Origin of the sequence: Streptomyces sp. NPDC013187 (genome assembly GCF_042899705.1) — a bacterium.
GTDB lineage: Bacteria > Actinomycetota > Actinomycetes > Streptomycetales > Streptomycetaceae > Streptomyces > Streptomyces hawaiiensis_A.
The window spans coordinates 1-20691 of the sequence record NZ_JBIBAF010000025.1 but is presented as its reverse complement, the minus strand read 5'-3'; the positions used below and the strand labels follow the sequence as shown (position 1 = coordinate 20691).

Below are 20691 nucleotides of genomic sequence, written 5' to 3'. Positions count from 1 at the left end.
CGGGGTTCACGGACGTCTCTCGACGTCCTGGGGGATCCGCTGGGAAGAAGCGCAGATCGCCGATGGGCCGTAAGAAAGCGAGAAGCAGGCATGACGAGTACTGACGACAGCGCTTACGGCCTTCAGTTCGGCGGATGGTATGACCGCATATATCCCAAGGACGGCCTGGCCGGGCTCACGGCGAAGAAGCTGGCGTCACTGCACCCGAACCACGGGCTCGGCACCCTGGAGCTGGGCGTAGGGACTGGGCGTATCGCCATCCCGCTGTCCCGTGAGACCGGCGAGGTCGTGGGTGTGGATTCCTCCCCGGAGATGCTTTCGACACTGGAGAAGGACGTGACAGCCGCCGGGGCCGCCGTAGAAGGGGTCCGCGGCGACATCCGCACCTACACCGACGACCGTCAGTACGGGCTGGTCTACTGCGTGTGCGGCACCCTGTCCATGCTGCTCACCCCCGCCGATCAACAACAGGCCGTCAGCCGGGCGGCCGAGCGGCTCGCGCCCGGCGGCGTCCTGGTGGTGGAGACGCACAACAGATCCGGCATCCTCGCCTGGCACGGTGATCAGCACCGGATGACGTACTTCGTGCCCTACCCGGAACCCGGCACCGGCCTGCAGACCCACTCGACGCTGGCTCCCGAACGAGACCTGTGGCAGTGCTCGCACATCTGGTTCGAGGCGGACGGCACTTCACGGGTCGGCACGGAGATGAGCCGCCTCACCGCACCGGAGGAGGTCGACGGCTACGCCGCTGCGGCCGGACTCAGGTGTGAAGCCCGTTACGCCGACTGGAACCTGGCCCCCTACACACCGCAGGGTGCGATGTTCGTGAGCGTGTACGTCAAGGACACCTGATCGGCACCACCCTGTCGGCACACCATCAGTAGGGCCTGCGGTGACAGCAACTGCCGGTCGTCAGCCGATCGGCCGGGGAGGTGCGGCAGGACCGATGCCGCGATCGTGGCCACCGGACCGCCACCACGGCATCCGCACCGAACCTGTCCCCGCGGCCGTACCGCGCTCCGGTGGACCGGGAGACGGGCTGACCGTGACACCACCCTGCCAGGACTCGGCGAGAACCACAGGGTGCGACGGTCCACGGTAGATCAGTCGTCACAGCGGTGGCTGGGGGAGCGACGACATGCTCATGCCGCCGTCGGTCTGGGTGACATCCAGTGCGCCTGCTTCCAGCAGACGGTCGATGGTGTCGGGCAGCCCGGCGCGCTGTGCCAGCCCTTGGACGACAACGAGGTCGGTGCCGTGCAGGCCGGACCCGACACGCCAGGAACGCTCGGGCATGGAGCGGGCTACCCGGTCCAGACAGTGCGCGGGCACGCGGACGGTCAGCAGCGCGTTGGTGGACCTCGCGTGAGCGGCGTCCAGCAGCCGGGCCATCCCCTGGATCCTTCGTTGCCGGCCTGCGTCGCACCACGCCTGCGGGCTGGCGATGAGCCACGGGGTGCAGGTGCGGATCGTCTCGATGATCCGCAGGCCGTTGTGGTCGAGCGAGGAACCCGTCTCGACGACGTCCACGATGGCATCAGCCAGTTCCGGGACCTTCGCCTCGGTGGCGCCGTACGAAGGGACCACCTCCGCGTGGACCCCCGCCTCCTTGAGGAACCGGCGGGCGATGGTGGGGTATTCGGTGGCGATCCGGGTGCCGGGCCCGAGATCCCGCACGGTCTGCGCCGCGTGCTGGACCGGAACAGCCAGCACCACCCGCCAGGGCGAGTCCGTGGCCTTGGAGTAGGTGAAGGGCACCACGCTCTCGACCTTGGCCTCGGTTTCCTCGACCCAGTCGGCGCCGGTCAGCCCGGCATCGAACGACCCGTCCGCGACGACCAGAGGGATTTCCCGCGGTTTGAAGAAGGCGACCCGTATCGGGCCGCCGTAGGCGATGGTGCCCCGATAGGTGCGGTCTGAGGGCCTGGTCACTTCCAGGCCGGCCGCCGTGAACAGGCCCAGGGTCCGCCGCTCGAGCGAAGACCCCTTGGGCAGTGCGAGGGAGAGCATGCGGTCCTCCTAGACGTGCAGCAGCCGGTCGATTCCGATGACGGGGGGTTCGGGGAGCGATGCCGGTCTGATCTCGATCTCACCGACCAGCAGGTCCTTGGGGAAGTCGTCGATGATCGAGGCGACGCCCTGGGCGACTGCCCGAGTTGTCATCTTGTGGGGATCCGCGTCCCCGTCCAGGTTGGCGATCGCGCCCGGCGAGATCAGGCACGCCCGCACACCGTTGTTCCGTTCCTCCAGCAGCAGCGTCTCCACGAAGGCCGCCAGAGCGGCCTTCGTCGCACTGTAGGTGGCACCGCCTTCGAAGTACCGTGTGCCGGCGTGGCTTCCCATGAAGACGATCAGCCCCTTGCCGGATCGCAGGGCCGGCAGCACAGCCTGGGTCAGATGGAGGTTCGCGCTGAGATTCACCGCCAGGGACCTGTCCCAGTCCGCCCGGCGGATGTCGGCGATCGGTTCCAGGAGGCGGTCGACCGCGTTGGAGACGCACACGTCGAGCCGGTCCGTCGCCGCGAGTACTCGGGCGACGCAGTCCCTGATCTGGTCGGGATCCGCGAGGTCGCACCGCTGTTCATGGAGCCATTCCTCGCCGGTCGGCGTGCGGTTGAGGGAGAAGAGACGGTAGCCCCGCTCATGCAGTTCCCGGGCGATGCTCCTGCCTGTGCCGCGGTTCGTCCCGGTGAGCAATGCCACCGGGCGGTCAGTCGAGCCCATCGAACAGCCTCCGCCATTGCGAAGTGATCGTTGCCCGGGACGCTCCCTCGCGGAAGAGGTCCTTGTCCAACGGGGATCCGTCAGGGTGGCGCAGGCGCATGCAGTCCTGCGAGACCTCGGATATCAGCACAGGCTCGTGGTCGTCCGTGAATCCGAAGATCAGGCAGAAGTCCCACAGTTCGACGGGGTGCAGCCAGTCGCCCAGAACGGTGTTCACCGCCAGAGCCTGCCGGCGCAGTTCCTCCACCGGCAGGCCCAGTGCGCGCAGGTAGTCCTCACCGATCGGCTGGTCCTCGGGGTCGACCCGGTAGTCGAATTTCACCACCGGCGTGGGCAGCGGCTGGTTCTCCTCGAACAGGCCCGGATACTTCACCAGCGTGGAGCCGACAGCGCGGTTCTTGACGATGACCTCGAACGGCGGCGCGGGGTGGTACTCAGCCACGTAACAGGTGGCGGACAGGCGGCGGGAGAAGGCGGTACGGATCCCCGCACCCGACAGTCTTGCGGCGGCCCGTTCGTAGAAGTCGAGCCGTAACGGGCCGGTGTCCTCGACCAGTTCGTCCCGGTCGTAGGTGAAGCTTCGCAGCGAGGGGATGATCTCGACGAGGCACAGGCCGTCGGGCAGCAGCCACAGTTTCTTGCTGCGACCCTCGAGGTCCGCGGGCCTTCCCTGCTTCCAGGAGAGCAGGTCCCCATCGGGGGAGTCACTCACGCCGTTGTCTGTCTGCACAGGTTGCTCCACTGCAACTCCTCTTTCAGTACGCAGGTTGATGACGGGGTGGACGCGCCCCGCCGGCCAGGGCCACATACGCCCGCGCCACCTGGGCGTCGATCTCGGCCGGGACCGGGACGACGCACTGGTCGGCAGGGATACGGCCGGTCGCGATGGCTTCCAGGCAGCGGGCCTGCAGGGTGAATCCGAGGTCCATGGACTCGACGGAGTTCCCCAGGGGACGCGGCCCGCTCAGGTTCACCATGTGGCCCCCGGCGAGGATGCTGATGCGGGCCCCGCCGCTCAGAGTCAGGGTTTGCAATCCATCGGCCGGCTCGGTGCACTTCAGGACGGCGGGGTGGGTAAGCAGTCCGGGTACGTCGATCTCCCACGGGAGATGACCCGCGTTGGCCAGGATCACGCCGTCGGACAGCAGGGGGAGGTCATCCGCGGTGAGAATGCCGGGGTTTCCCGTGGAGGTCACGATGATGTCGGCCGATGCCAGTGCCTCAGGTCGGTCGGGGACCGCGTAGCCGTCGAAGAGCGCCTCCAGGCGCCGGACGGGGTCCGTCTCCCACACCGCCACACGTGCATGCGCGTTGGCGAAGTTCTTGGCGATGCCACGCCCGCAGGCGCCATATCCGACGACGGTGACACGCTGTCCGTTGGTGGCCCGGTTGGTGATGCGCAGGAATGACTCCAGCACGCTCTGCCCGACCGCATGGGTGTTCTCCGCGAACTGCTTGATCGGACTGTCGTTGATCACCAGGACGGGGCGCTTGATCCGGGTACGCACCGGCACCAGCTGTGCCCGCCCCGACGTGGTTTCCTCCGTCCCACCCAGCAAACTCTCGTAGGGGTCGTCGAGGTAGCGCAGGAACAGGTCACCGCCGTTGTCCAGCAGTAGATCCGGCCGGGTCGCCAGGACCTGGCGCAGGCACGCGTCCTGGGTCTGTGGGTCGAGAGTGCGGTCGCCGATGACGGTGACCCCCTGATCCCTCAGGAAGGTCAGCGTGGCTTCCTGTGTGGTCTGGAGGTTTCCCGTCGCGATGACGTCCGCGCCGCCCCGTGCCAGTACCAGGAGCAGGGTCGCCGTCTTGGGTTCCAGATGGATCGCCGCGCCGATCCGCATCCCCGAAAAGGGCCGCTCCCGCTCGAAATCAGTCGCTGTTGCGGCCAACAGGCGGCAACTGCTGGCCACCCATTCCATGGTTGGCATCCGGGCCATCCCCCTGTCACTGTCTGCTTACGAGATCGCGGCCGATCCGGCCGTGGAAACGAGTCGCGGTGCGGGTCATGCCGTGGAGACAGCCGACGCCTCGGTGTCCGCACTCCTGTCCGCCACCAGTCGTGACTGCCCGGTCAGGAGGATGAGGACGCTGACGGAGAGGCCCAGCACGCCGCACGCCGCCGCCCATGCCGGACCCTCGTGTTCCAGGATCAACCCGACGACGGCGGACCCCAGCGCCGATCCGGAGGTCATCAGCGTGACGAGCCAGGCGAACGCCTCGGTGACGGTGCCGGTCGGGGCGAGCTCGCCGACCAGTACGAAGGAGACCGTCAGCACCGGGGCGAGGAACAGCCCGGTCACCAGCATCAGGCAGGACATCAGCGCAGGCGCGGGCAGGAGGCACAAGAGCCCATAGCCCACAGCCAGGCCGACGGTCAGGAGCAGGGTCCGCCGCGCAGGTGGGACCGGCCAGCGGCGCACGGCGCCGTAGGCCAGTCCCCCGACCAGGGCACCGAGGGCGTTGAGAGACAGAAGCGTCGGCGCACCGCCGGGCAGCCGGTGTTCCTCCGCGTAGGCCACGACGACGACATTGAGCGTGCCGATGGCGACGCCCACACCGGTCAGGCTGACCAGCAGGACGACGAGACCGTGGCTGCGCAGCGGGCCGAGCCAGTCCGCCTGGCGGGCAGGGGCGCGCCAGGCCCGGGCGGGGGCGGCCGTGACGACGACGAGGACGCCCCCGAACCCCAGCAGGGCGGCAGCCCACAGCGCTTCCACGGGTGAGGCAATGAAGACGCAGCCGGCGACGATCAACGGCCCGCCCACGAAGATCAGTTGCTGGGACGCCGAATCCAGGGCGTAGGCCGACTCCAGTTCCTCGGCGGCGACGACGTCCGGCCAGAGCGCCCGCAGACAGGGTTCGAGTGGAGGGGTCGCGGCTCCCGCCAGGACCGCTCCGATCACGACGGCGTCCTGCCGACCGGGGGCCGCCGCGATCACAACGAACCCGCAGCCCGCCAGAACGGCTGTCGACAGCAACACCAGGGGCTGGCCGACGCGGTCCACAAGGCGGCCGAGCAGGGGCCCTCCCACGGCCGCGGCGATGGCGAACGCCCCGACGGCAAGTCCCACGAACGCATACGGTGCGCCTGCGTCGCGCAGCGTCAAGGGGATGGCGACGGCGGCCATCGCGCTCGGCAGCCGCCCGACGAGGGTCCCCACCAGCAGTCGGCTCGCGTACGGACTCCGCAGTAGGCTCACGTAACTCATGGGGCGTCCTCGCCGCCGACGGGATTCGATGCGTCCTCGGTCAGGTGCAACTGGAGGGCGGCCGGTCTGCCCTCACGCAGCTGCACCTCGATGTCGCCGACGGCGGTGAAACGGCGGTGGACAGGGGCTTTTCCGATGCTGATCCACACGACATCGGCCTCCGCGTCCAGCAGCCACTCGCCCGCCGGGTCCGCGATCCATGCCCGCGAGCGCTGCGCGTGAGGTACACAGTGAGTGAGCGCCTCCGGAGCACCCACCAGGTCCACCTCCACAGGCTGTCCCTCTTCGTCGAGGGCCAGCCGGACACGCCCCCGGAAGCCGATGCGGGTCACACTGCCATGCGGCACGGGCTGTTGCGTCACGGCCAGGAAGCGGGTGAGCGGATCCCAGTGGACGCGGGCACCACCGAGGCGGGAGCCGATGTCCTCGTTCTCCCATTGCGAGCGGAACTCGGCGGCGAACCGGTGCAGTTGGAAGGCACGCTCGGCGGCCATGCGCTGGGCCGGCTCCGTGAGCATGTCCTTCTCGAGATGGACCAGCTTCTCGTACAGATGAGCCAGGACCGACGACGTCTCGCCTTCTGCGTACAGTTCTTTCAGCTGGGCGCCGGGCTCCCACAGCGGCTCTCCGAGGAGCCCACCGAAGGCGAAGGCGCGTCCGATGCCGAGGGCGCCCATCGCGTCGAGGTTGTCCGCGTCGTGCACCGCGGCGGCTATCACGTCCTCGCCGTCGAGCTCGTCACCGCCGAAGCGGTAGCGCCCGGTCAGTTCGACGGCGTGCAGGATCGTTTCATGCGTTTCCTGCGGGACCTCGCACCGTACGAGCACGTCCAGTACGGCGGTACAGACCTCCTCGGGGCGGATGGGCCGCCGTCCCTGCCTGGCCTCCTCCACCCGGTGGTAGTCGTGGACGTAGCCGGCAACCTGGGCGGACAACGGATCGGCGCCCAGAGCCGCCGCGATGTCCCCGGCCAGGGCCGCGACCCGGTCGAGGTGATGGATGTCGTGCGCCGGGTCGGCGGCGGCGAAGTCGGCCAGGACATGTGCGCGGACCCGATCGAGAAGCTTTACCACTGGCGCCCGTACTCCTCGCGCCACTGCTGGGCCAGTTCCTGCTGCATCCGGGAGTCGAGGCGATGCATCCCCGGGCTCCACGCGCGCTGTGCCAGCTCGCGCGTACAGAGGTACAACTCGGTGTAGACCAGGTCGAGTACGGAGCCGAGGATGCTCTGCTCCAGGAAGTTCACCGGCTTGCCCTGATTGAGCAAGTACACCGTGCGGTTGGCGATCTGCAGTTCCATGACCTCGTCGGTCTCGACGAGGGTGTCGGCACTGCGGCACAGTCCTTCGACGTCGAACTCGACCTGCTTGGAGCTGCCACTGGCCAGCACCACGCCGTCACGCAGCAGGGGCAGGTCCTCGGCGGTGAGGGCGCGGTGTCCCGAGACACCGACGATCGCCTCGGCCCAGCCCAGCAGGTCCTCCCGCGTCCCCACCCGGAAGCCGTGGACCACCGCTGCCGACATCCGGACCTCGTCCGGGTCGTAGACCGCGACGTGGGCGCCGGTCCGCCGCAGGTGTTCGGCCAGGGCCGTACCGATGCCGCCGTAGCCGAGCACCAGCACCCGCCGCTCACTGAGCAGCCGGTAGAAGCGCAGTCGCAACAGCCGCTCGACGCTGTAGGCCACCGAGCGGCCCACCTGGACGTCCTCGAGCGCCTTGAGCGGGCTGTCAGCGATGGTGAACACGGGAAGCGGTAACGGCATGTTCCGCTCGTACCGCCACTGTCCCTGTTTGGTGTCCTCCACTATGCCCCGCACGTTCGGGTACTGGGCGAGCTCGCCGACCGCGTCGGCGCAGTATCCGCCCACTTCCTGTACGACGACGGGGAGTTCACTCTCGCGGGCGGCATGCCCCGCGTCGCGGACAGCAATCGTTCCGACGTCCCCGATCGATTCGGGCATGGTGACCGGAAGGTCGTCGAGCCTGGCGAGGGCTTCGGGCTGGGCGCTGTAGGGGACGGGCACCACCCCGACCAGGTCCATACAGCGGTCGAACAGCCTCACGAAGGGGACGGCGGTGTCGAGAAGGTGCGTGACGAGTACGAGGCGAGCGGGCGGCATCGGCCAGCGGGCCTGGGCGCTCTGCAGCACCGGCAGGTCTCCGGCGCGAGCCGCGTGGCCGACACCCGAAGGGGCGACGGGGGCGGCCGGGCTGAGGGTGTTCGTCACTTGATGCTCCTGTCGATGGGGGGCAGCGGGTGGGGGGATGGCAGAGCAGTTGCGCGCGGCCACCGAGCCCTCGGGGCGGCTTTGGCCGCCCAGGGCCCGCTATCGGACGAGTTAATCGAATGACCTTGTGTCTGAGGAGTTAGGTTATACGTAACACTGCGCTGGGCAAGTCGTTTCGAGCCAACCTCACCGCCGGTCGCACCCTGCTCGATGGCCTACCGCGACCTCTTGAGCCGCGCTGCGTCCGGGAAGGTGCCTGAAGGGGCGCAGGCCGCCTGGGAATTGGGATCGGGGGCGGTAGTCTCTACTCGCGGCGTGTGCCGCACGCCACCGACTACAGCATGCCCTGCAGCAGGTGTGCAGTGGCTTTCCCCTGGAAGGTGTCCATGGTCACCGGGTTCCGTAGCGAGGGCGTGCCCGACAGAGACCGCCCGGACTCCGCGGTGGACACACCGTCCCCATCAGGCACCGCACCGACGCGACGGCCCACTTCTCGCGACGTGGCGCGGCTCGCAGGGGTCTCCCAGGCCAGTGTGTCCCTGGTGTACTCGGGAAAGGGCAGCAGGCGCGTCTCCGAGGCCACGGAGAAACGGGTGCGGGACGCCGGCGAACGGCTGGGCTACCGACCTCAGGCTGCAGCCCGCCAACTCCGCGTGGGGCGAACGGGGTTGGTGCTTCTGGCCGTGCCCAGCATCCGAGGGCCCTTATTCGCGCAGGTGTTGGCCGGCGCCCATGACGCAGCCGAGAAGCACGGCCTGACGGTCGTGGCGAGTTCCAATTGGAACAGCGGGACCATGGCGCGGGTCCTCTCGGCGAACCAGTTCGACGGCTTGATGATCTGCTCGCCGAACGACCGGCAGATCGATGAACTGCCGCCTTCCGTGCCCACCGTTCTCATCGACTCCGACCCTGCCCTGTCCACGCAGAACCGGCTTGTCGTCGTTCTCGACGTGGCGGGCGGTATGCGCACGGCCGTCGAGCACCTGATCGACCTGGGGCACCGCTCGATCAGCCACCTGCGTTACCGGCGGACCTCGTACAGCTTCCGAGCCCGGCACGCCGGGTTCGCGGACGCCACCCGGAGCCTGCGAGTCACCGAGTTCTCCATACCTCCCGAGGAGGCGCTCGACCCGACCCTGGAAACGGCTCGCAAGCTGCTGAGCGATCTCACGCCCCCCCGCGCGGTGGTCTGTGACGACGACATCGCCGCGGCCGGTGTCTACCACGCTGCCGCCGCGTTCGGCATGCGGGTGCCCGATGACATCTCCGTCGTGGGCATGGACAACACCGACGTCGCGGGGCTGTTGCTACCCGGCCTGACGACGGTCGATCTGCACGGCGAGCAGCTGGGCAACCTGGGGATCGAGGCGATGGCGGCGATGCTGCGCGGGGAAACCGTGGAGCCTTTGAAGGAGGTGCGGACACACCTTGTGATACGGCAGTCCACCCGCCCCGCCGGATGACGACCGCCCGCCCGCGCATGCCACGGGTCTGGTGGACCTGCTCGAACCGAAGTCGTAGCCGCTCGACGCGACGATCTCCTCGGCCCGGGGGCACGCACGCGGGGCGGGTTCCGGTCTACGGTTCTCCACCGCCCGGCCGTGCAGCGGGATCAGAGGTATCTCCTGGACCGTGCCCAGGCGCACACCGCGGTCCGTCGTCTTCGTGGCCTTCCCTCGCTCGGGTGCGTACCGGGCCGGGCGGTGCCGTAGCCGCGGAACCCCGCCCGGCCCGGAGTCTTCAGACGTACGTCACCGGCATCGGTGCCTGCTCCGCGTGCTCGTGCTCGCAGGCGTCGTCGATGCCGTAGGTGTCCCACCCCGGGAACGGATCGACCGGCGGGACGCTCTCGCCGTCCGCCATGAGGCAGTCGGTGAGGGCTGCCTGCAGCGCCTCGGCGTGCAGATGTGCGCCGATGAAGACGAGTTCCTGTCCGTCAGGGCTGTCGGTGTCGCGTGCGGCGGAGGGCTCGAAGCGGGCGACGGAGCCCGCCTGCGACCACAGGCCCGTCACGTGCGGGCGGCTGGCCAGGGTGAAGAATCCCTTCGAGCGCAGGATCTGCCCGTACGCGCCGCTGTCGAACTCCTCGGTCACGAACGCCCACAACCGTCCCGGGTGGAAGGGCAGTTCGGAGCGGAAGACAGTGGAGGAGATGCCGTACTCCTCGGTTTCCGGGACGTGGTCGCCGTTGAGCTCCATGACCCAGCCGGGGGCCTGCTGGGCGCGTTCCAGGTCGAACAGCCGGGTGCCGAGGACGTCCTGGAGGGCCACCCGCCCGTGGACGGCGGGGACGACCCGGGCGACGGGATTGAGGCGGGCGAGCGTCGCCCGCAGCCGGTCGGCGGTGTCGGCGTCGACCAGGTCGAGCTTGTTGAGCACGATGACGTCGGCGAACTCGATCTGGTCCATCAGCAGGTCGCTGACCGTGCGCTCGTCATTCTCGTACTGGTCCAAGCCGCGCTCGACGAGTTCGTCGCCGCCGGCCAGCTCGGGCAGGAAGTTCGCCGCGTCGACGACCGTGACCATGGTGTCGAGGCGGGCCAGGTCGTCGAGGGTGGCACCGTCGTCGCGGGCGAAAGCGAAGGTGGCGGCCACGGGCATGGGCTCGGAGATGCCGCTGGACTCGATGAGGAGGTAGTCGAAGCGGCCCTCGCGGGCCAGCCGGTCGACTTCTTCGAGGAGGTCGTCGCGCAGGGTGCAGCAGATACAGCCGTTGGTCATCTCGACCAGGCGTTCCTCGGTACGGGAGAGGGCCGCGTCGCCGCCGCGCACGAGCGCGGCGTCGATGTTGACTTCGCTCATGTCGTTGACGATGACCGCGACGCGCAGGCCCTCGCGGTTGCCGAGAACGTGGTTCAGCAGGGTCGTCTTGCCTGCGCCGAGGAACCCGGACAGGACGGTGACGGGCAGTCGCTCGTAGGTCATCGGCTCAGCCCTCGGGGCGCAGCAGCCCGCGCTCGTACGCCTTGGCCGGCCTCTGGGGGACGAGACAGGTGGAACCGTCCACCGTGATCGGCACGGCCTGCGGTGTGGCGGCCCTCCACTGGGCGCGGCGGTGGCGGGTGTTACTGCGGGACATCTTCCGCTTGGGAACGGCCATGAGGGTCTCCTCGCTCGCTGGGGCGCCCTGGACGCTACATGAAAATGGGATCCATTACTAAGTTCTAGGTCAAGAGCTGGCAAGGGTCCGGCGGAAGGAGGTGGGCTCGCCGGGCCGGCCTCGTCGGCCATGTACGCGGAGGAGCGGCCCCTGCGGGTGCCGGCCACCAGGCCGAGGTTGCGCAGCGGTCACAGCCGATGGGAGCAGGCGGACTGCTCCATGCCCACCCCGGCGGCCAACTCGGTGGCCGGCAGTGGCCCTTCCCGCGGTCGGGCGAGGGGTAGCAGCCGAGACGGGGTGGCCAGGGCCTGCAGGGCGGTGACCACTCTACGTCTATGAACACATGAAGGTGTCTTCATGCATTCCTGTATCGTGGGCCGAGTCGTAACCCGTCGTCCCCTGTGTGTGAAGGACCGCCGCTGTCATGTCTTCCACTCTCACCCGCCCTGCGCCCGGCGGTGTCCGTGATGCGGTCGCCCCGCGGCGTCGAACGCGGATCTTCGCGCTGCCAGAGGCCCGCTGGGCGGTGGCCGCGCTGGTGCTGTTCCTGCTCGCGCTGCCGCTGCACCTGCTCGGCGCCCCGGCCTGGGTGTGGGGGCCGCTGTACGCCGCCACCTATGTCACCGGCGGCTGGGAGCCGGGCTGGGCGGGCCTTCAGGCGCTGAGGGAAAAGACTCTGGACGTGGACCTGCTGATGGTGGTGGCCGCGCTCGGCGCCGCGGCCATCGGCCAGGTCCTCGACGGGGCGCTGCTGATCGTCATCTTCGCCACCTCCGGCGCCCTGGAGGCAATCGCCACCGCCCGCACCGCGGACTCGGTGCGCGGCCTGCTCGACCTTGCCCCGACCACGGCCACCCGGGTGCTGGACGACGGCGGCGAGGAAAGCGTGCCCCCCGAAGAGCTCACAGTGGGCGACATCATTCTGGTCCGGCCCGGCGAGCGGGTCGGCGCCGACGGCCGGGTACTGGACGGCGCCGGCGAGGTCGATCAGGCCACCATCACCGGCGAACCACTGCCGGTGGCCAAGGAGGCCGGGGATGAGGTGTTCGCCGGCACCCTGAACGGCACCGGCGCGCTGCGCGTGCGGGTCGAGCGTGACCCGTCGGACTCGGTGATCGCCCGGATCGTGAAGATGGTCGAGGAAGCCTCCGAGACCAAGGCGCCGACCCAGCTGTTCATCGAGAAGGTCGAACAGCGGTACTCCATCGGCATGGTCATCGCCACGGTGGCGCTGTTCGTGGTGCCGCTGGCCTTCGGCGCCGACCTGCAGTCCACCCTGCTGCGGGCGATGACCTTCATGATCGTCGCCTCGCCGTGCGCGGTGGTCCTGGCCACCATGCCGCCGCTGCTGTCCGCCATCGCCAACGCCGGACGCCATGGCGTCCTGGTCAAGTCCGCCGTGGTGATGGAGCGCCTCGGGCAGATCGACCAGGTCGCACTGGACAAGACCGGCACCCTCACCGAGGGCACCCCCCACGTCACCGACATCCGCCCGCTGGACGGTTCCGGCCTGGACGAGCACACCCTGCTGACGCTGGCCGCCGCGACCGAGCACCCCAGCGAGCACCCGCTGGCCCGCGCGGTCGTCGACGCCGCCCGCGGACGCGGTCTGGACGTCCCCGCCGTGGAGGACTTCACCTCCACCCCCGGTCTCGGCGTGACCGCCACCGTGCATGGCGCGAAGATCCAGGTGGGTGCCCCGGCTCGGCTGCTGGACGACCTCACCGGACAGAACGCCGACACCGCGCACAATGCGGTCGCCGAGCTTGAGGCCGCCGGCCGTACCGCTGTCCTGGTCACCCGCGACGGCGTCCCCGTCGGCGTGCTCGGCATCGCCGACCGCCTGCGCCCGGACGCCGCCGCCACCGTCAGCGCCCTGGCCACACTGACCGGCACCGGTCCGATGCTGGTCACCGGCGACAACGAGCGCGCCGCCCACCGGCTGGCCTCCGAGGTCGGTATCACCGGGGACGACGTCCACGCAGGGCTCCTGCCGCAGGACAAGGTGGAGGCCGTACGCCGCATGGAGGCCCGCGGCCGCAACGTCCTGGTGATCGGCGACGGCGTCAACGACGCCCCCGCGCTGGCCGCCGCCCACACCGGCATCGCCATGGGCCGCGCCGGCTCGGACCTCGCCCTGGAGACCGCCGACGCCGTGGTGGTCCGCGACGAACTCGCCACCATCCCCGCCGTCGTCGCCCTCTCCCGCCAGGCCCGGAAGCTGGTCGTCCAGAACCTCGTGATCGCGGGCGTGTTCATCACCGGCCTCGTCATCTGGGACCTCGTAGGAAACCTGCCGCTGCCCCTCGGCGTAGCCGGCCACGAGGGCTCCACCGTCATCGTCGGCCTCAACGGCCTCCGCCTGCTGCGCGACGCCGCCTGGAACCGCGCCCGCTCCGGAGACGGACAGTGAGCCGCCGCAGCCGCCGCAGCCGCCAGGCCGCCCCGGCCGCTCCGGGGGCGGCCCGCTGCATCGTCACCGTCTGCCGGGGCTGCTGCTGCGGCACCGACAAGGTGCCCGGCCTGGACCACGCCGCTCAACTCGCCGACCTGCGCGGGTCCCTGGGCGACCTGGCCACTGTCCGGCCGGTCAACTGCCTGGATGCCTGCGAGCACGCCAACGTCATCGTCGTCCAGCCCACCGCCGAAGGCCGCAGGGCCGGCGGACGCCCGGTCTGGCTCGGCTCGGTCAATGACGTAGACGCGACCGCGGACATCACGGCCTGGATCAGGGCGGGCGGCCCGGGACTCGCAGACCCGCCTGACATCCTCGACCTCTACGTCTTCACCCCGACCCGCCGCATCCGCGAACAACTGGCGCCATAACCACCACACCGCAGCGTCGAGCAGCCCCGGTCAGGAGGGACAACCTGCGTGCACCCACCCCGCATGACGGGCAGCCCGGCGCTGCTCGGACGCCGACGGGTGCCGTCCCGTGTCGGGCTTGACTCGTATGAGAGCCGGCCGGGTGCCATGTCACGGATGTGTCGATCTGCGGGGGTGGGGCGGCGCGTGCCCGCACAAAGCCTGTGGGTTTGTGTCCCGACAGGGGCCCTGCCGATACAGCGCAGTCACGGTTCCGACCGCCCGCCCGGCTCGGTGCCGGCCCTGACTGCCGTTCAGCCGGGAGGTGAATGCCCATGACCCGCACACTCAGCGCTCGCGGGACATGCCCGTTGTCGTTGACCGCAGGGCAGACCACCCTGGGCGTGGACACGCACCGGATGTTCATGTCGCCGCCGTGCTCTCCGGGTCCGGTGAGGTGCCCGGCACCGCGGCCTTTCTGCGGGTGATATGGCGAGGCCCCGCCGCGGTCCGTCCTGGCGGGGTCTCTGCCCGGATCCGTGAGACGTCGAAGCCGCACCGGAGCGCTCCGGTGCGGCTTCGACGTGAGGTTGAACGCGTTGGCGCGCACGATGCGGTCGGTGCCTCGAAGGAGTCCGTGTGCCTGTGACTCTCTCGGGTGCCTGATTTGCGATCGCACCCGCTCATCCGTCCGTACCGGGGTGCGTTTTCCTCCCAGCGCGACCGGGACGCGTGAGTGGGGGAGCGGTTACGGCCGGACCGACTGGCTGGCCCCCGGCAGCTGAACTGGCCATCTCGGCCTGTGGCCAGGCCACGGCTGCATCGCTGTCGCGTGTGACGTCCATGTAGGCGTCGATCCGTACTCCCGTAACTACTACGAACGCCGCATCGAGAACCCGCGCGAGACAGTGAGCTCTTTCAGCGTTGCCCTTCCAGAGTGAGGACGGCCGCAGCGAGACGTCATTCGATTCGGGTTGCACCGACGTGGTGCAAGATCTGCCACGACTTCATGCGGGAGACGCCTCGCTCGACCGGGGTCCAGCCTTGGCCGAGTGCGCGTGGACCATCCGCGGTGGGAGGCCCAGGTCGTATCCCGCTGGCAAATCTTGATGGTGTGGCGGGTGCGGGCCACAGACAGTTCGTGGCACCGGCCCGGTAGCGTCGACGACAACCACAGCAGCCGACCGACCGCATCGGTCACCCTGCAATTTCATCCTGCGCTGGTGTTTGGCCGAGTAGTAACCCCGGCCGTCGCCCATGCGGTTCGTGCTCAGCCAGGGTGTCGTCGAGCAGTGTCCCTATCGCTTTACGCGGCCTCGGATGGCGAGCGCTGCGAGAGTGAGGAGGATCGGCTCGGAGAACCGTGATGTCATCTCGATGTACTCGCCGGCTACGGTCAGTTCCTGTCCGCTGGAACGGAACACCACTGAGTTGAGCGTGACTTTGAGCGCCTTCTCGAAACGTTGATCGGTGAACCTGTTTTTTGTTGGGTTCTTTGGGTCATCTTTGTCGATCTCGAAAGTTACCGTGCCGCCGCCGACCGGGACGGATCCGGTCGCCTTTTGTTTAGGAGCATACTGCGGCAGGCCGAAGCCCATCATCAGCAGAATGGTCACGAGCATTGAGACTGCGAGCCAGGCGACGGCGCGTGAGGCTCGCAGGCCGTATCCGGATAATAACCAGTAAGCCCACAGGAGGCTGCGTTCACCTAGCGGAGTTCCAGTGCGGTCGTGGCGGCGCATTTCCATCTCGCCGTAGTAGAAATCGGCGGCGCCGGGTTCATTCTTGCCGTCCTCGAGTGCCTTGCGCAGTTGCCGATAGAGAGCAGCCACGTCTTCCGGGTCAGGAGTGAGGTCCGAATCGGGGTGATGCTGGCTAGTGCGCCAGTGACGTGATGAAGAAACACTGTATGGCTGATCAGCCATCTGCGCCCGCCAGTGGTGTTCCTCTGCCAGAGTGCGCCTACGAGTCCACCTGTACGGCCAAACGCCGTGGAGACGGTGCAGGCCGATAGGAGTGGAGCCGAAGGTGCAGTGGCCTTCGAAGCGGATCTGGTCCAAGTGGAAGGCACCAGCGAACACGCACTCACTTAGATCGGTGTCAGTCAGTACTAGGTTTGCAGCATCGACTCCGTAAACTGAGGCCACGCGCACTGTGCTCTCACAGTCGGCCAGGAGACTCTCGTCCACCCGCCTACCGCGACTGGTGAAGGGAACTGGATGAGCGGCTACGGACATGGGAAAAGAGAGCACCGCCTGGGTTAGGTCTGCTTTCGCGTAGCGGAGGAGCAGTGTCGCAGTTGCTTCCCATCGAGTCCTCGCACAGCGCACCATGCGCGCCGCAATCTCCAAAGTCACGGGCACGTCGAACATCGCACTAGATAGGTCAACTTCGCTCGCGCACATGATCGGCCCGAACCACGACATCACCCTAAAACGCGCCCCAGTGAATCGGACGCTGTCGCAGAATTGGGCCCCTTCGAACCAAGCCGAGGCGGAGAACTCGGCGCGTACGAGCCATGCGGCGCGACCGAACTTCGTATCCAGGAACCAGGCGTCAGTGGAGAAATGTGCCATATCGAACCAAGCGCCAGAGAATAGGGCTTGCGTGAACCAGGCGTCACCGTCGAAGCGGGCCCCAGTAAATCTAGCGTCGCCACCAAAGTTCGTTTCCCCGAACCCCGCAGTTTGTGAGAACTGCGCCCTATCAAATAGGGCATCACCTGAAATTTTCACCCCCCCGAACCGTGCAGGCCCTGAGAAGCGAGCATGAGAGAAGCTGGCGTTTCCGGATATTTGCGCCATCTCAAACCGCACTGCGTCCGCGAACTGTGTCCGGTCGAACCCAGCGTCGCTATAAAAATGCGTACGCGTGAACCCTGCGACACCTCTGAATTCTGCATGAGTAAACCAGGCATCACCGAAAAAGTGAGCCTCGTCGAACCATGCGGTTCCGAAACGAGGATGTCCTGTTGTGGGATCGCGGAGGGTGCGCAGGAGGGAATGGAGGAGTGGCTCGGTGAACGGAGTGCCGCGGTGGTCGATGTCAGCGCCAGGCGCCAAGGTGCTCAAGTAGGTGTCACGATCTCCGTCGGCCACATGAGCTAAACACGAACTGTGTCCGGGCACGTAGACACCTCGGCAGCCCACGGGGTCGGTCGCAGGGTCGGCCCCGTGCCCACAGTGGGGCCACGCGGGAGCAGCACGGTTTGGTGAAGGCTCAGCCATATGGAGACGTGTACATCATCGGCGCAACACGTGAATAGGATTTCGGGACATCGAGGGTTTTCAGCATGGCCACTGATCGGCTGATGCTCGTGGTGTGCGCAACGCACGAGGCTACCGTGCCGTTGGGGGAGGTGTTCGACGTCTCAACCCACAGGCACAGGAGTCGCGTTGGTTCCGTATTCTGCCGCACTCGACCTGCCCCATGCCCTGGTCGAGTGGGTCACCATGCTCATCGTCACCCGCGAGGGTGACCGCCGCTGCAAACTACCGCCGCACCAGCGTGCGCGAACTCCTCACCAGCGACACCACCCCGCTCACCCGCGAGCAGGCCCAGGCCCTGGCCATCGACCTGTCCCGCCGCAGCACCCCCGCGGAGGGCGGGTTCTGCACCTTCCAGCCCGTCGTCGAGGGCGGCGCCTGCCCCTTCAACCTCGACTGCCACAACTGTGACCGTCCTGTCCGGCGCGGACCTGCTCTACTGGCGTCGCAAGCGTGAGCAGTGGCTGCTGCTGGCCGAGGGTCACCGGACGACGCCACCGCCGACTACCTCCATCGCTACTTCGAACCCACCGCCCGCGCCATCGACGGCCTGGAAAAGGCCCTGGCCGGCCTTGGCCTCCTCGACGACGCCCTCGCCCTGGACCTGCGCAAACCCTGGGACTACTTCCACCGCGTGTGGTCCACCGCCTTCCGCACCGCCGACCTCGCCGACGCGGGCAGCGACGAGCAGGACGAGTACAGCGATACATGCACAGCCGAGGGAGACGACCCCGAGCAGGAAGCCGCATGAACACCGACGCCATTCCCCCTGAACAGGGCGACGAACGCGAGGCGACGTGGCGCGAACGCGCCCTGAACTCCGAGGACGCCCTCAAGGCCGCCCACACCGAGATCCTCACCCAGCGCACTCGGATTGGCGAACTCCTGAGGCAGATAGGGGACTTGCTGGACGAATGGACCGAGGGCGCTATCCAGCGGATCACCACCCTCAAACAGCGCGTCCGCCAGCTCACCACCGACAACCGCACCTTCGACGAACGACTCAAGGCCCCCCGCTCCAACCTCCGCTTCCAGGACCGGCGCGTCGCCGACCTCGAAGCCCGCATGGCCGAACCGGCACCGAAGTCCTGATCCTCCTGCCCAGCCACTTCACGGCCCGTCCTCCCTCCCGGTGGACGGCTCGTGCACTCCGAATGCCACCGTCAGCATCACGCTGGCGACAGCGAACGGGCCGGATAACCCTGCTGACCTGCGAAGCCCTCGTGGCTTGCTTGAGCCGGATGCGCTGAAAGGTGCACGTCCGGTTCTGAGGGGGCCGGGTCACGGGAACGTGATCCGGCTACCCGACCACAACCGGGGACGAGGCGCTCATGCTGGAGCGGGCCTACAGTTCGATCTCGATGTCCTCCACGTTGGTGAACTTCCGCCCCCGCTGCTGCTCGGCGGCGACTGCTCCCGAGTGGACGGCGTACATGGAGGGCTGGATGATGTTGCGCTTACGTCCAGCTCGGTGCCGCCCCTTTGGGGTCTCCGAACGGCACTGGTCGACCGGTGAGGGCGTCCAGGAGGAGGCGGTCACCGAGCGGCTGCGACAGTTCGACCCTCACGTTCTGTTCGATCATGTCGGCGGGGCATGTGCCGCTTTCGGCCCCCTTGATGGAGGCGTACAGTACTACGCTCTCATCTGTCTCCAGCGCTTTGACGATGGGGCCGTCGTCGCAGGATCCGTGAGTGGCCTTCACAGATATGGAGCGGCCATCTGCCGCCGTTCCGGCCAACCGGGCGATGCTCCTGAGACCACCAGTAGCCCCTTGTCGGGCTTGTCCGATCGGCGGCTTGGGGAGCTTTGAGGGGGTTACGGCGACACGCTTGAGCGGGGTGTCGTAGCTCTCCAGCGTGAACAACCATGCGGGAACGGTCGCGTTGCCGCGGCTTGTCACGATGGTTGTTGTACCGAGACGGGCCCTAGTCACGGTCAGTCGGGGTCCGTCGCTGCGGTTAAGAGCGAACGACTGGTATGCCTTCTGTGCCCCGATCAGTGGGCGGGTGAGATCTTCCCCGTTTCCCCAGTCCACCTTCCCGAGGGCGGGGGCTGTGCTGGGCAGATCGCCGCCCAGGACGAAGTTCTTCGTTTCGTAGGCTCGTTCGTCTGCCTTACTGTGCCAGCCGGATTCCGGCTTCTGCACCGCGTCGGCCATCGGGTAGTAGCCCTGCGCCCAAGCAGCGGCGGCTGCAGATGCCCGCCAGGCATCGGCTACTTGCAGGGCGCGCTCTTCCTGCATGCGCAGCGACTGATCGTTCGCATGACCGTCGTCTGTGCGCTGATCATTGCCGCAGCCAGCAAGGAGGCTCATGCTCAGGAGTGATACCAATAGTATGCAGACGGAGCGCTTCGGTTGCGTATTCATTGAGTCCTCTGTGGCGGTCGACGAGGGTCAGGTACGGAACACAAGGGCGCGGGGACTCTTCAGCGTCCAGCGCTGCACCACTCCCACACCTTCGACGCGGACGGGCGCATCCGGGTTCACTCACGGCCTCTCGCCGCCTGCTATCAGAGCGTGGTGGTGAACCGTGCTGGAGCTCGATGATCTGTGGCTTTCCTGTCCCCGTCCTGCGCCCGGGCTATGACCCGCGCCCGCCGGTCTGGCAGCCCGGGATGGACGCTCAGTCCCTGCCCGGGGCCTACCGGCAGGCGTTCGCGGCGGCTGCGGGACCGGTGTCCGCGCAGGAGCTGACGCGCGTGCTGGGCCGGGACGCGTCTCGGTTGGGGGTGCGTTTCCTCTGGGGGAACAAGAAATACCTGGTCAGCACCTTGCGTCTGCGGCAAGCGCGGCACAGGAGGTCGCGCCGAGTTCCCAGCACCGACCACGTCCGTGCTGGTCGGCAGCGAGGTTCCCCAAGAAGAAGCGCACCCGAGCCCCAACAACGGCCACAACTACCCGTCGTGGGACAGGTAGCCTATGAGTCGTCGCAGTTCAGAGCCGGTTCGCGAGCTCCTGCGGTCGGTAAAGTCGAGTACAAGCGCGGCGTCGACGCCGGCGTCATCAACCAGGGTCTGCTCTACCTTTCGTGGCTGATGGACCACCGTGCCGAGTTCGAGCACCTGGTCGCCCAGGCATTCCTCACCCTCAGGCGGCTCGACACAAAAGTCCGCACACCGGCCTGACTCTCTACCAGGTCCTCGACGTTCTTCAGGACCTGCTGAGGTGCTGGACCGGTATCTGCACCACCTGCGGGCGCCCCCTGCCCAGCCTCCGGAGCAGCCACAGACAGCCCAGAACCTAACGAAGCACTACTAGTGACCTGAGTCGGAGATTCATCGTTGGTTCGGTATGAGTCGTCCGGGTCCTAAGATTCCGCCGTTGTCGGTGACCGATGCCCAGCGGGCTG

The 20691-nt window shown here is 67.9% G+C and carries 18 protein-coding genes and 4 pseudogenes; 9 read left to right on the top strand and 13 right to left on the bottom strand.

All coding sequences use genetic code 11. From position 1 onward, the window contains the following. Positions 1-90: 90 nt before the first annotated feature. The gene (locus tag ACFY5B_RS36760) at positions 91-855 is read left to right on the top strand and encodes a class I SAM-dependent methyltransferase (protein ID WP_389978658.1); all 765 of its coding nucleotides are present in this window, start codon (positions 91-93) and stop codon (positions 853-855) included. Positions 856-1113: 258 nt separating this feature from the next. On the opposite strand, the gene hisG is transcribed toward ACFY5B_RS36760, so the two are convergent. From hisG to ACFY5B_RS36725, 7 genes are all read right to left on the bottom strand, one after another. Beyond that, a complete protein-coding gene (gene hisG / locus ACFY5B_RS36755; protein ID WP_389978655.1) occupies positions 1114-2013 on the bottom strand; it encodes an ATP phosphoribosyltransferase in 900 nt (299 codons plus the stop codon). A 9-nt stretch (positions 2014-2022) separates the two neighbouring features. Further along, entirely contained in the window at positions 2023-2727 is a 705-nt protein-coding gene (locus tag ACFY5B_RS36750; RefSeq protein ID WP_389978652.1) for an SDR family oxidoreductase, read from the bottom strand. Next, positions 2714-3439 carry a phosphoribosylaminoimidazolesuccinocarboxamide synthase gene (locus ACFY5B_RS36745; RefSeq protein ID WP_389978649.1) on the bottom strand — a complete coding sequence of 242 codons (726 nt, stop codon included), beginning with the start codon at positions 3437-3439 and terminating at the stop codon, positions 2714-2716. The genes ACFY5B_RS36750 and ACFY5B_RS36745 overlap by 14 nt, the downstream gene beginning before the upstream one ends. Positions 3440-3482: 43 nt before the next feature. After that, a complete protein-coding gene (locus ACFY5B_RS36740; RefSeq protein WP_389978646.1) occupies positions 3483-4658 on the bottom strand; it encodes an adenosylhomocysteinase in 1176 nt (391 codons plus the stop codon). A gap of 75 nt (positions 4659-4733) precedes the next feature. After that, positions 4734-5939, bottom strand: coding sequence for an MFS transporter (locus tag ACFY5B_RS36735; protein ID WP_389978643.1), 1206 nt, complete (start codon positions 5937-5939; stop codon positions 4734-4736). Continuing rightward, on the bottom strand, positions 5936-7012 hold the full coding sequence (locus ACFY5B_RS36730; RefSeq protein WP_389978640.1) for an HD domain-containing protein: 1077 nt from the start codon (positions 7010-7012) through the stop codon (positions 5936-5938). The genes ACFY5B_RS36735 and ACFY5B_RS36730 overlap by 4 nt, the downstream gene beginning before the upstream one ends. Further along, complete coding sequence (locus ACFY5B_RS36725; RefSeq protein ID WP_389978637.1) at positions 7006-8169, bottom strand: NAD(P)-dependent oxidoreductase; 1164 nt, start codon at positions 8167-8169, stop codon at positions 7006-7008. Before ACFY5B_RS36725 ends, ACFY5B_RS36730 begins: the two co-directional genes overlap by 7 nt. A gap of 341 nt (positions 8170-8510) precedes the next feature. Between ACFY5B_RS36725 and ACFY5B_RS36720 the strand changes: the two are divergent. Both ACFY5B_RS36720 and ACFY5B_RS36715 read left to right on the top strand, forming a co-directional pair. After that, a pseudogene (locus ACFY5B_RS36720) lies at positions 8511-8789 on the top strand (LacI family DNA-binding transcriptional regulator); the annotation flags it as partial. Between the two features lie 63 nt (positions 8790-8852). Continuing rightward, positions 8853-9632 (top strand): LacI family DNA-binding transcriptional regulator, encoded by a 780-nt coding sequence (locus ACFY5B_RS36715; RefSeq protein WP_389978808.1) that lies wholly within the window; start codon positions 8853-8855, stop codon positions 9630-9632. Between the two features lie 277 nt (positions 9633-9909). On the opposite strand, the gene ACFY5B_RS36710 is transcribed toward ACFY5B_RS36715, so the two are convergent. The 3 genes and pseudogenes from ACFY5B_RS36710 to ACFY5B_RS36700 form a co-directional block, all read right to left on the bottom strand. Next, positions 9910-11094, bottom strand: coding sequence for a GTP-binding protein (locus tag ACFY5B_RS36710; RefSeq protein WP_389978634.1), 1185 nt, complete (start codon positions 11092-11094; stop codon positions 9910-9912). A gap of 4 nt (positions 11095-11098) precedes the next feature. Continuing rightward, positions 11099-11269 carry a 50S ribosomal protein L32 gene (rpmF, locus tag ACFY5B_RS36705; protein ID WP_389978631.1) on the bottom strand — a complete coding sequence of 57 codons (171 nt, stop codon included), beginning with the start codon at positions 11267-11269 and terminating at the stop codon, positions 11099-11101. Between the two features lie 191 nt (positions 11270-11460). Further along, positions 11461-11598 (bottom strand): annotated as a pseudogene (locus ACFY5B_RS36700) (transcriptional regulator); the annotation flags it as partial. Positions 11599-11693: 95 nt separating this feature from the next. Here ACFY5B_RS36700 and ACFY5B_RS36695 point away from each other — a divergent pair. Beyond that, positions 11694-13682 (top strand): heavy metal translocating P-type ATPase, encoded by a 1989-nt coding sequence (locus ACFY5B_RS36695; RefSeq protein WP_389978628.1) that lies wholly within the window; start codon positions 11694-11696, stop codon positions 13680-13682. Further along, positions 13679-14095, top strand: coding sequence for a (2Fe-2S) ferredoxin domain-containing protein (locus tag ACFY5B_RS36690; RefSeq protein ID WP_389978625.1), 417 nt, complete (start codon positions 13679-13681; stop codon positions 14093-14095). The genes ACFY5B_RS36695 and ACFY5B_RS36690 overlap by 4 nt, the downstream gene beginning before the upstream one ends. An 897-nt stretch (positions 14096-14992) precedes the next feature. Here the strand turns inward: ACFY5B_RS36690 and ACFY5B_RS36685 are convergent. After that, positions 14993-15367 (bottom strand): annotated as a pseudogene (locus ACFY5B_RS36685) (IS5/IS1182 family transposase); the annotation flags it as partial. Between the two features lie 5 nt (positions 15368-15372). Beyond that, a complete protein-coding gene (locus ACFY5B_RS36680) occupies positions 15373-17202 on the bottom strand; it encodes a pentapeptide repeat-containing protein (protein ID WP_389978623.1) in 1830 nt (609 codons plus the stop codon). A 267-nt stretch (positions 17203-17469) separates the two neighbouring features. On the opposite strand from ACFY5B_RS36680, the pseudogene ACFY5B_RS36675 reads away from it, so the two are divergent. From ACFY5B_RS36675 to ACFY5B_RS36665, 3 genes and pseudogenes are all read left to right on the top strand, one after another. Next, positions 17470-17643 (top strand): annotated as a pseudogene (locus ACFY5B_RS36675) (IS5/IS1182 family transposase); the annotation flags it as partial. Between the two features lie 157 nt (positions 17644-17800). Further along, entirely contained in the window at positions 17801-18091 is a 291-nt protein-coding gene (locus ACFY5B_RS36670; RefSeq protein ID WP_389978620.1) for a hypothetical protein, read from the top strand. After that, on the top strand, positions 18088-18432 hold the full coding sequence (locus tag ACFY5B_RS36665; protein ID WP_389978617.1) for a hypothetical protein: 345 nt from the start codon (positions 18088-18090) through the stop codon (positions 18430-18432). The genes ACFY5B_RS36670 and ACFY5B_RS36665 overlap by 4 nt, the downstream gene beginning before the upstream one ends. A gap of 365 nt (positions 18433-18797) precedes the next feature. On the opposite strand, the gene ACFY5B_RS36660 is transcribed toward ACFY5B_RS36665, so the two are convergent. After that, a complete protein-coding gene (locus ACFY5B_RS36660; RefSeq protein WP_389978614.1) occupies positions 18798-19655 on the bottom strand; it encodes a hypothetical protein in 858 nt (285 codons plus the stop codon). Between the two features lie 590 nt (positions 19656-20245). On the opposite strand from ACFY5B_RS36660, the gene ACFY5B_RS36655 reads away from it, so the two are divergent. Then, positions 20246-20467, top strand: a complete 222-nt coding sequence (locus tag ACFY5B_RS36655; protein WP_389978826.1) for a hypothetical protein — start codon at positions 20246-20248, stop codon at positions 20465-20467. Positions 20468-20691 lie beyond the last annotated feature (224 nt).